Source organism: Delftia sp. JD2 (assembly GCF_001682645.1).
Taxonomy (GTDB): Bacteria; Pseudomonadota; Gammaproteobacteria; order Burkholderiales; family Burkholderiaceae_C; genus Comamonas; species Comamonas acidovorans.
The window spans coordinates 1-5,036 of sequence record NZ_LFJT01000120.1 but is presented as its reverse complement, the minus strand read 5'-3'; the positions used below and the strand labels follow the sequence as shown (position 1 = coordinate 5,036).

Genomic DNA, 5,036 nt, shown 5'->3' with positions numbered 1-5,036 from the left:
GGGCCCGCCATGCTCAGCGCCTGCGGCTTGAAGATGGACGAATAGCTGGCATAGGCCGACCACTGGCTGTTCAGGTCATAGATCACCCCGCCATAGGGCGTGATCTTGGTGGGTTCCTTGAACGGCGTGTTCGACCAGGGCGTGCGGTTGCCCTGCGCATCCAGGTTCCAGATCGACTGCTGGAAGTCGTAGCGGCTGGCGCGCGCACCCAGGATGAGGTGCAGCCTGTCCGTGGGATGCAGGCGCAGCACGCCATAGCCGCCCATCTGCTTTTGGCCCCAGGGGCCGTAGCGGGTGTTGAAGTAGGTTTCCGTGGGCGGCGTCCAGATGCTGGGAGCAAACGGATTGCTGGCCACGGTGCCGCTGCCCGTGAAATTGGCGCTTTGCCAGAAGCTTTCCACGCGCTGCCAGTCCGCGCCCAGCAGCAATTCATGCGTGCGGCCCATGAGCTGGAAGGGACCGCCCAGGCTCAGGTCCACCACCTCCTGCGTATTGCCGGACTGGATGTGGCCGCCGCGCCAGACCGCACCCGCCAGGGTCTGCGGGTTGATGGCGCCGCCCATGTAGACCCAGAAGCGGTCCAGCTCGGTCTCCACGCGCGAGACGTTGAGCTTGGCCTTCCAGCGGTTGTCGAACTTGTGCTCGAGCTGGGCGAACAGCTCCTTGGTCTCGTAGTCGTAATAGGCCCAGGGCTGGGTGAAGTTGGTGTGGCGCGGCAGGCCCAGGCTGCTCCCGTCGGCAAAGCGCGGCAGGCCGGCATAGTCGCCGTTCTCATGGGTCTTTCCGTAGCTGCCGCCCACGGTCAGCAGGGTGTCGGGCGTGAGGTCGGCCTCCAGCACGCCGTAGAGCGAGGGCTTTTCGCTGCTGCGCAGGTCCATGTAGGAGTCGCCCTTGTGGTAGGACAGCACGGCGCGGCCGCGCACGCGGCCGTCGTCGGCCAGCGGCGCGCTGGCATCGAGCTCCACGCCGCGCCGGCTCCAGGAGCCGGCCGACAGCGCGGCCTTGAACTGCCGCTGGGCCAGCGGCTTCTTGCGCACCAGGTTGATGATGCCGCCCGGATCGCCCACGCCGCCCAGCAGGCCCGAGGCGCCGCGCATGACTTCGACGCGGTCGTAGAAGGCCATGTCCTGCTGCGGCGAATAGGTGTAGGCGCCCAAAGCCAGCGGCGCGCCGCCGTCGATCTGCATGCTGGTGATCTGAAAGCCCCGCGAATAGAAGTCGCCCACGGTATTGGCCACGACCACGCCGGGCGTGAGCTTGAGGGCCTCGGTCACATCGGTCACGCGCTGGTCGTCGAGCTGTTCGCGTGTGACCACCGATACCGACTGCGCAATCTCGCGGAACGACTGGTCCGTCTTGGAGGCAATGCTGGTCACGCGGCTGGTGTAGGAGCCCGTGCCTTCGGTCGTGCCGTCACCGGCGCGGCGCGCGGCCACGCGCACCTCGGCCAGCGACACCGCGCGCGGGGCAACGTCTGGCGCCCGGGCATCGGGCACGGCGCGCTGGCGCAGCACATAGCCGCCTTGCGGCTGCACCGCCGCCTCCAGCCCCGTGCCCTGCAGCAGCGCGGCCAGGCCGGCCTGCGCGGTGTGGCTGCCCTGCAGCCCCGGGCTGCGCAGGCCCTGGACCTGTTCCTGGGTGAAGGACAGCAGCAAACCCGAGTCGCGCCCGAATCGGTTGAGCGCGTCCTCCAGCGTGCCCGCCGGAATCTGGTAGCTGCGTTTGGCTGCTGTGGCGGCCGTGGTGTTGACGGACGGCGAAGGCGCCTGCGCCCACAGGTTGCTGCCCAGCCCCGCGCAGGCCAAAGCCAGCAACAGGCCACGGGACGGGACGACGGAGGGGCGCAAGGCGCAGGGAAAGCGCCGGGGCGCTGCGGGATATGCCATGGTGTGCGAAGGACTGGGCCTGGAAGGAAAAGACAAACGGATGAATGGACGAATCGATGGGCGGGCCCGGCATGGCAAGCCTCCCCTCTTCCTCCATGTCCCGCGAGTTCTCGAAACAGACCACCCCGGGCGCAGATTTCTTCAAAAAAACTGCGTAGACCCCTTCAAGCCCCTGCCGCCTTCTTGCCCACCACCACCTCGCGCCGGCCCCACCAGCGCGTCATGGAGCGCAGCTCCAGTCCCGGCAGCGCACCGATCACGGCCAGCACGCGCGGCACCTCGGCCAGCGGATAGGTGCCTGAGATGCGCAGGTTGGCCACTTCGGGCTCGCAGGCCAGGGCCGCATCGCTGTACGGCTGCAGCGCCTGCAGCATCCGGGCCAGCGGCATGCCGCGCGCCACCAGCATGCCCTCGGTCCAGGCGGTGCTGTCCTCATGCACGGCGGTGGCTGGCGAGACGCCATCGGCCCGCAGCGTGGCCTGCTCGCCCGCCCTGAGCACCAGCACACTGTGGCCGGCCAGCCGGGGAGTCAGGCGCACGGCACCCTCGAACACACCCACCTGGAAATCACCATCCGCGAGCGCACGCACGGAAAACCGCGTCCCCAGGGCGAGCGCCTCGCCCGCAGTGGTCTGCACGGCAAAGGGCCGGGCGGGCTGCTCGGTGTCCTTGGCCGTGGTGACCAGCACCTCGCCCTGCAACAGGCGCAGGCGGCGGTGCCGGGGACCGTATTCGATGCCCAGCGCGCTGGCGCCGTTGAGCACGATCTGCGTGCCGTCCGGCAACGCCATCTGCCGACGCTCGCCCCGCGCCGTGCGTGCATCGGCCACCCAGCCTTGCCAGGGCAGGCGCTGCTCCAGCTGCCAGGCAATGCCGGCACCAAAGGCCGCAACGGCCAGGGACCGGATCACGCGCCGGCGAGCGGAACCACGCGGAGCCAGCGCAGCCCGGGCTATCGGTGATTGCGGCGGCGCCACCAGCCCAGCCAGCCGCTGGTTGACTGCAGTGATGCGCTGCCAGGCCTGCTCGTGCAGCGGATCGGCCGCGCGCCAGGCCTGCCAGGCTTGCCATTCGCGGGCCAACTCATCGGACAGCTGGCCATCCTGGTGCTTCAGCCACCACTCGATGGCACTGCGCGCTACCTCGGGCGGCAGGCCGGCTCCCGGCGCCGTCATGCATCCACCGCGAAATAGCAGTGCATGCCGGCCTGCACCAGGTAGCGCTTGACGGTGGTCAGCGACAGGCCCAGCTCGCGCGCAATGTCGGCCTGCTTCATGCCGTCCAGCTGGGCCATCAGAAAGGCCCGCCGCACGGGGGCAGGCAGGCCGTCGAGCATGCGGTCGATCTCGTCCAGCGCCTCCAGCAGCAGCGCGCGCTCCTCGGGCGAGATGGCAAAGGACTGCGGCGCCTGGGCCAGCGCCTCCAGATACGCGCGCTCCAGTTGCTGGCGCCGATAGTGGTTGGCCAGCACGCGCTGCGCCACCGTGGTCAGGAAGGCGCGCGGCTCACGCGCCTGCACAGGCTCGTCGCGCGCCAGCAGGCGCACAAAGGTGTCGTGCGCCAGATCGGCCGCCTGGTGCACATCACCCAGCTTCTTGCGCAGCCAGCCCTGCAGCCAGCCGTGGTGGTCGGTGTAGAGCGTGGCGACTTCGCGGTGAAGGGAGGTTTCGGCGGCAGGCATGGCGCGGGAGGAGGAATGCGTGGGCGGCTGGCCCGAAATATGAGATCAATTCTCATTTGCATTCTAACGGTTGGCCTGCGCTGTTGCCCCCGCCGCCCTGTCCACTCAGAACTTGTAGTTCAGCACCGCCATGGCCTGGCGCGGCGTGCCGAACTGGCCCTGGCCGTCGATGTTGACGTAGTACTTCTTGTTGAAGAGGTTGTTGAGGTTCAGCTGCAGCGAGAGCCTGGGGCTGAAGGCATAGCGCGCCATGAGGCTGGCGGTGGCGAAGGATTTCTGCTCGAAGACCAGGTCATTGCCCGCCACGAAGACGCTGGCGCGGGTGCGGCTTTGCCATTGCAGGCCGCCGCCCACGGTGAGCTGATTCCATCCACCGGGCAGGCGGTAGGAAGTGAACAGCTGGGCCTGGGTCTTGGGCGCCCAGGCGTTGATGGACAGGCCCTGGGCGTCACGCGCGACGGTGTGGGCGATGCCGGCCGACAGGTTCCAGCCCGTGGCCAGTTCGCCCGAGACCTGGGCCTCGAAGCCCTTGCTGGTCACGCCCTTGGCGCCGTAGTAGGCGAAGTCGGTGGTGCCGGGCACGACCTGGCCTTCGTCCAGCTGGGCCACGTTGTCCTGCTGGATGCGGAAGACGGACAGCGAGCTGTTGAGCCTGCCGTCCAGGTGCTCGCCCTTGATGCCGATCTCGAAGCTCTTGCCCGCCACGGGGTCCAGGTAGCTGCCGCCACGGTCGCGGTAGTTCTGGGGCTGGAAGATGTCGGTGTAGCTGGCATAGGCCGAGAAGCCTTCGCTCAGGTCCAGCACCAGGCCTGCGTAGGGGATGAAGACGTTGTGGTCGCGCACCTCGCTGAGGCTGCGCACCTTCCAGCTGCTCTGGCGCCCGCCCACGATGAGCTTGACCGGATCGGCCAGCGACAGGCGCAGCGCGCCGTACAGCGCGTCCTGGCGCGTGTGGTCCAGGCTGCTGGTGGTCAGCGGCCCCCAGGTGGGCTCGGCATAGGAGCCGTCCCATTGGTAGTAGTTGCCCACGTCCTGCAGCGGGCTGGTGCGCGCATGGCCGGCCTTGTGCTCGCGGGCACGGCTGCTGCTCAGGCCGACAACGGCCTCATGGCGGCGCCCGCCCAGTTCCCAGCCGCCCGTCACCTGCAGGTCGGCGCTGTTTTGCTGGAAGCTGTATTCGGAGTAGTTGGGCAGGGCGGCCATGCCCAGGCCGGTGGTGATGTCGGGCTGGCGCATGAGGTACAGCAGCTTGGCGTCGTAGGCGCTGTCGCGGTGCACGAAGTTGGCCTTGAGCTTCCAGTCGTTGCCAAAGCGGTGCTGCAGGTTGGCGAAGATGTTTTTGTTGGTGCTGTTCCAGCGCGTCCAGTTCGCGGCCGTGGTCTTGGAGGTGCTCCAGTCGGCCGGCATGCCGTTCGTGAAGACCAGCGGCAGGCCGCCCCAGGTCGAGCAGGTGGGCCGGTTGGCCTGGT

The 5,036-nt window shown here is 68.5% G+C and carries 4 protein-coding genes; all 4 read right to left on the bottom strand.

The genetic code is table 11. The features are described from left to right. On the bottom strand, positions 1-1,886 hold a 1,886-nt coding region (locus tag ACM14_RS29990; RefSeq protein ID WP_065348154.1), incomplete at its 3' end, for a TonB-dependent receptor. Between the two features lie 164 nt (positions 1,887-2,050). After that, on the bottom strand, positions 2,051-3,061 hold the full coding sequence (locus ACM14_RS29985) for a FecR domain-containing protein (protein WP_065348153.1): 1,011 nt from the start codon (positions 3,059-3,061) through the stop codon (positions 2,051-2,053). Continuing rightward, positions 3,058-3,567, bottom strand: coding sequence for a sigma-70 family RNA polymerase sigma factor (locus tag ACM14_RS29980; protein ID WP_047470604.1), 510 nt, complete (start codon positions 3,565-3,567; stop codon positions 3,058-3,060). The genes ACM14_RS29985 and ACM14_RS29980 overlap by 4 nt, the downstream gene beginning before the upstream one ends. 105 nt (positions 3,568-3,672) lie before the next feature. Next, on the bottom strand, positions 3,673-5,036 hold a 1,364-nt coding region (locus tag ACM14_RS29975), incomplete at its 5' end, for a TonB-dependent receptor (protein WP_139093533.1).